This is a genomic window from Sphingomonas sp., from assembly GCF_039595165.1.
GTDB lineage: Bacteria > Pseudomonadota > Alphaproteobacteria > Sphingomonadales > Sphingomonadaceae > Sphingomonas.
The window spans coordinates 1-5,525 of record NZ_JBCNMA010000176.1; the positions used below are offsets into that span (position 1 = coordinate 1).

The window sequence follows — 5,525 nt, forward strand, 5'->3', positions numbered from 1 at the left end:
CCGAGCACGCCGTTATGCTTGATCTTGAGCGCGGCGATGCCGGTGCGCTGCTTGAACTCGGCCTCGAGCGCGGCGATCGCGCGGCGGCCGCCGGCGCCGGCGTCGCGCAGGTCGTCGAGCGCGGCGTCATAGCCCTCGGCGATATAGCCGCCGTTCGCGGCGTCGATCGGCGGGGCGGGGACGAGCGCGCGCTGGAGCAGGTCGATGAGAGCGCCATGGCCGCGAAGGTCGGGCGCGAGGGTGGCGAGAAGGGCAGAGGGGGCGTTGAGCTTGCCCAGCGTCTCGCCGAGCCGCCACGCACCATCGAGGCCGTCGCGCAGCTGGCCGAGGTCGCGCGGGGAGCCGCGGCCCGCGGCGAGGCGGCCGATCGCGCGGCCGATATCGGGGAGGGCGCGGAGGGCGGCGCGCAGGTCCTCGCGCATGCCCGGCTCGTCATGGAAACGCTGGACGAGGTCGAGCCGCGCCTCGATCGTCGCGCGGTCCATCAGCGGCGCGGCGATGTCGGCGCCGAGCAGGCGCGCACCGGCGCCGGTGACGGTGCGGTCGACCGAGTCGAGCAGGCTGCCCTTGCGCGTGCCGGCCTGGCTCTGGGTCAGCTCGAGGCTCTCGCGCGTCGCGGCGTCGATCGCCATGCACGCGTCGGAGCGGGTGACGCGCGGCGGGCGCAGGAAGGGCAAGGCACCCTTGGCGGTGTGCTCGAGATAGGCGACGAGGCCGCCCGCGGCGGACAGCGCCGCGCGGCCGAGCTGGCCGAAACCGTCGAGCGTGGCGACGCCATAGAGCTGCTTGAGCCGCGCCTCGCCACGGCTGCTGTCGAACTCGGCGCGCGGGCGGGTGCTGGTGGCCTGGATGCTTTCGCTGCCCTCGGCGACGATCACCTCGGCGGCGGCGAGCCGGGCGAGCGCGGCGCCCACCGCGTCGGCGGCGCATTCGAGGATCTCGAAGCGGCCGGTCGAGATGTCGGCGGCGGCGATCGCGGTCTCGCCCGCCGCCTCGCCGACCGCGGCGCACCAGTTGGCGCTGCGGCTGTCGAGCAGCGATTCCTCGGTCAGCGTGCCGGCGGTGACGACGCGGATGATCGCGCGCGCGACCAGCGCCTTGGAGCCGCCGCGCTTCTTCGCCTGTTCGGGCGTCTCGATCTGGTCGGCGATGGCGACGCGGTGCCCGGCCTTGATCAGGCGGGCGAGATAGCCGTCCATCGCGTGCGCGGGCACGCCGCACATCGGGATGCGCTCGCCGCCATGCTCGCCGCGCGCGGTCAGCGCGATGTCGAGCACGCCGCTGGCGAGCTTGGCGTCGTCGAAGAACAGCTCGTAGAAATCGCCCATGCGATAGAAGAGCAGGCAGTCGTCGGCCTCCGCCTTGAGGGCGAGGTATTGCGCCATCATCGGGGTGGGAGCGGCGTCGGCCATCACGGCCCTCGATAGGGTTTCACGCGCGGGCGGCAAGAGGTGGGATGGCGTAAAATTGTGGAGGGAGGGGGGACTCGCCCAATCCTCCCCCGCCAGGGGGAGGTGGCGCCGAAGGCGACGGAGGGGGAGGACGGCGACCGGCTCCGATATTGCGGTGGCCGTCTTCCGAGCCGTCAAGGCGCATCGCCGTCCTCCCCCTCCGTCATGCTGCGCATGCCACCTCCCCCTGGCGGGGGAGGATTTGTTCAGGTCGTCGTGAGTCCTAGCGCTCGCGGAATCGCACCCAGTCGGTGGGGCATTGCTTGACCGCCTGCGGGCGCGACTGGGCGCCGTTGATCACCCAGCATTCGTCGAAGATGGAGCAGTAGCAGGAGCGCACCTGGAGCTTCCACCGCTCCTTCTCGAAGCGGCTCCACAGCGCCTTGTTCGCGGGCGTCTCGGCGATCTGCATGAAGTTGATCGATTCGCGCGGCGGGGCGACGATGTCGGACGACGGCGAGGTGGACATGCTGAGCCCACGGATGCCGTCGGGCCCGCAGCATTTGCGCAGCAGGTCGACCGGATTCCGCACGGGCTTCCCCTGGTAGCGGATCTCGATCGGGCCGAGCAGCGCTGGACCGACGCCGTTGTTGGACAGCACGAGCGAGATCACGCGCTCGCCCTTCTCGTTCACGTTGCTGGTGCCGTAGGAGAGGAACGGCCAGGCGTCGGCCTGCTGCATCTTCCTGGTCGCCTCGGCCTGGACGAAGGTGGCGTAGGCGACGCCGAGCGAGATCAGCAAAGCGGGCGCGCCGATCAGGAAATGGCTCGCCATCAGCCAGGGCATCAGCTTGAGCAATTTGGTCAGCCGGCCAGAGAGCCCGCCGTCGCGCGTGGAAAGCTCGGCGACCTTTGCTTCGAGCTGAGCGATGCGATCCTGCTCGGGCGTTGGCGAGGTCATTTCGGTTGGATAGCGAAGGTGAGGGGCGCCGACAACGCGGGGGCTCTTGATTCTAAATCCTCCCCGCCAAGGGGAGGTGGCGCGCGAAGTGCGACCAAGGGGGGAGGACTCGCCACAGGCGTTATCGCTTCCTCCCCTCCGTCAGGCTGCGCCTGCCACCTCCCCCTGGCGGGGGAGGATTCAATTCCGCTGCAGGTGCATGACTTGTGCGGATTTTCGCACAGAATTCAGGCGGCAGCCGCCCGCGCCGTAACGGCAGTGCCGCGATCTCCTTGCAAACCCCCAGATTGCGGTGGCGCGGGGGCGTGCCTAAAGGGAGGGCAGCCGGGAGAGAAGAATGTCAGAAGAAGCCAATGTGCAGTTTTCCGAGCGCGAGGCGCTGCTGTTCCACTCGGAAGGCCGGCCCGGCAAGATCGAGATCGTCGCCTCCAAGCCGCTGACCACGCAGCGCGACCTGGCGCTGGCCTATTCGCCGGGCGTGGCGGTGCCGGTGCAGGCGATCGCCGACGATCCCGCGACCGCCTACGACTATACCGCCAAGGGCAACCTCGTCGCGGTGATCTCCAACGGCACCGCGATCCTGGGGATGGGCAATCTAGGGGCGCTGGCGTCGAAGCCGGTGATGGAAGGCAAGGCGGTGCTGTTCAAGCGCTTCGCCGACGTCGACTCGATCGACCTCGAGCTCAAGACCGAGGATGTCGACCGCTTCATCGATGCGGTCGAGTTGCTCGAGCCGAGCTTCGGGGGGATCAACCTCGAGGACATCAAGGCGCCCGAATGCTTCATCATCGAGCAGACGCTGCGCGAGCGGATGAACATTCCGGTGTTCCATGACGACCAGCACGGCACCGCGATCATCACCGCGGCCGGCCTGATCAACGCCTGTCTGCTCACCGGACGCCGTCTCAGCGAGATCAAGGTGGTGGTGAACGGCGCGGGCGCGGCGGCGATCGCCTGCACCGAGCTGATAAAGGGCATGGGCGTACGGCAAGAGAATGTGCTGATGTGCGACCGCAAGGGCGTGATCACGCCTGACCGCGAGGGCATCAACCAGTGGCAGTCGGCGCACGCCGTCGCCACTGACCGTGCGACGCTGACCGAGGCGCTGGTCGGGGCGGACGTGTTCCTGGGCCTGTCGGCCGCGGGTGCGCTCAAGCCCGAGATGGTCAAGGACATGGCGCCGGCGCCGATCATCTTCGCGATGGCCAATCCCGAGCCCGAGATCCGGCCCGAGCTCGCCAAGAGCGTGCGCCCCGACGCGATCGTCGCGACCGGGCGCTCGGACTATCCCAACCAGGTCAACAACGTGCTCGGCTTCCCGTTCATCTTCCGCGGGGCGCTCGACGTGCGCGCGACGGGGATCAACGACGAGATGAAGATCGCCGCGGCGCAGGCGATCGCCGAGCTGGCGCGCGAGCAGGTGCCCGAGGAAGTGGCGATGGCCTATGGCCGGGCGCACAGCTTCGGCCCCGACTATATCATCCCGGCGCCGTTCGATCCGCGGCTGATGGAGAATGTCCCCGCGGCGGTCGCCAAGGCGGCGATGGACTCGGGCGTGGCGACCAAGCCGATCCTCGACATGGCGGCGTATCGCCACACGCTGCGCGGACGCCTCAACCCGACGACGTCGGTGCTGACGCTGGCCTATGAGGGCGCGCGCGCGCATCCCAAGCGCGTGATCTTCGCCGAGGGCGAGGAGGAAGTGGTGCTGCGCGCGGCGATCGCGTTCCGCGAAGGCGGCTACGGTACGCCGGTGCTGGTCGGGCGCGACGATGTCGTCGACCGGCTCAAGGCGCTCGGCGTGACCGATCCGGAGAGCTTCGAGCTGCACAACAGCCGCCACTCGCCGCTGGTGCCGGCGATGGTCGACTTCCTCTATGCGCGGCTCCAGCGCCGCGGTTACCTGCGCCGCGATTGCGAGCGGATGGTCAACCAGGACCGCAACATCTTCGGCTCGCTGCTGCTCCAGCTGGGCGAGGGCGACGCGATGATCACCGGCATCACCCGCCCCTATGCCCAGAGCCTGCGCGAAATCCGCCGCGTGATCGACGTGGGCGATGGGCGCACGGCGTTCGGCGTGCACATCATGGTCGGGCAGAGCCACACCGTGTTCATCGCCGACACGACGGTGAACGAGCGCCCCAATGCCGAGGAGCTGGCGGACATCGCCGAGGAGACGGCGCAGGTCGCGCGGCGCATGGGGCACGAGCCGCGCGTGGCGTTCCTGAGCTATTCCAACTTCGGCAATCCCAAGGGCGCGTTCCTCGAGAATATCCGCGAGGCGGTGAAGGTGCTCGACGCGCGCGGGGTGAGCTTCGAATATGAGGGCGAGATGGCGCCGGACGTCGCGCTCAACCCGCGCCAGCTCGCCAACTATCCCTTCGCGCGGCTCTCGGGCCCGGCCAACATCCTGATCATGCCCGGGCTGCAGTCGGCGCATATCTCGGCCAAGCTGCTGCGCGAGCTCGGCGGCGACTCGATGATCGGACCGATGCTGGTGGGGATGGAGAAGCCCGTCCAGGTCGCGCCGATGACGAGCACCGCGAGCGAGCTGGTGACGCTGGCGGTGCTCGCGGCGGGCGGGATCGCGCGCTAGGGGCGGTATTGAGATTCTCCAATCCTCCCCCTGGCGGGGGAGGATTGAGGCATCCTATGCCCGCGCTTCGATCATCCAGCAGGCGGCGGCGAAGCGGACGGTGTCGCCTTCGACGAACGGCGCGAAGGCGGCGCGGACGGTGTCGAGCACATGGTCGCGCGTCGCCGCGTCGACCTGGCGCAGGAAGATGCCGATCCGCCCGAGATGCGACAGATAGGGGAGCAGCTCGCACTCGGGCATCGCGCATTCGATGTCGATCGGGGTGAGCTCGACGCCGCGCCAGCCGCTTTCGCCGAGGATCGCGCGGACGCGCTCCGCATCGGCGAAGGCGAACTGCCCGGGCGCGCCGGGCTCCATCGGCGGGAGCGGGGGCAGCAGCGGCGCGGCGGCGCGCTCGGCGGTGGTCATGAACGCGTTCTCGGCGGGCGAGCGCCAGGCGATCGCGGCGAGCGGGGCGCCGGGCGTCATCATGCCGCGCAGGCGCGCGAAGGCCGCGACCGGATCGTCGAAGAACATCACGCCGAAGCGCGAGACCGCCATGTCGAACCGGGCGGCGGGGTCGATCCGCGAGGCGTCG

2 protein-coding genes and 2 pseudogenes are annotated in these 5,525 nt (G+C 69.6%); 1 reads left to right on the plus strand and 3 read right to left on the minus strand.

The annotated features are described in order from the left end of the window. Window positions 1-1,388 (minus strand): annotated as a pseudogene (locus ABDV68_RS18090) (DNA mismatch repair protein MutS); the annotation flags it as partial. A 286-nt stretch (window positions 1,389-1,674) separates the two neighbouring features. After that, window positions 1,675-2,352, minus strand: coding sequence for a hypothetical protein (locus tag ABDV68_RS18095; RefSeq protein ID WP_343521493.1), 678 nt, complete (start codon window positions 2,350-2,352; stop codon window positions 1,675-1,677). A gap of 337 nt (window positions 2,353-2,689) precedes the next feature. Here ABDV68_RS18095 and ABDV68_RS18100 point away from each other — a divergent pair, with 337 nt between their 5' ends. Continuing rightward, the gene (locus tag ABDV68_RS18100; protein ID WP_343521494.1) at window positions 2,690-4,948 is read left to right on the plus strand and encodes an NADP-dependent malic enzyme; all 2,259 of its coding nucleotides are present in this window, start codon (window positions 2,690-2,692) and stop codon (window positions 4,946-4,948) included. 54 nt (window positions 4,949-5,002) lie between these two features. Here ABDV68_RS18100 and ABDV68_RS18105 read toward each other — a convergent pair. Continuing rightward, window positions 5,003-5,525, minus strand: a pseudogene (locus tag ABDV68_RS18105) (SAM-dependent methyltransferase); the annotation flags it as partial.

Coding starts and splice junctions, on each gene's coding strand:
- ABDV68_RS18095 (WP_343521493.1), bottom strand. CDS start 2,352: ATGACCTCGCCAACGCCCGAGCAGGATCGCATCGCTCAGCTCGAAGCA.
- ABDV68_RS18100 (WP_343521494.1), top strand. CDS start 2,690: ATGTCAGAAGAAGCCAATGTGCAGTTTTCCGAGCGCGAGGCGCTGCTG.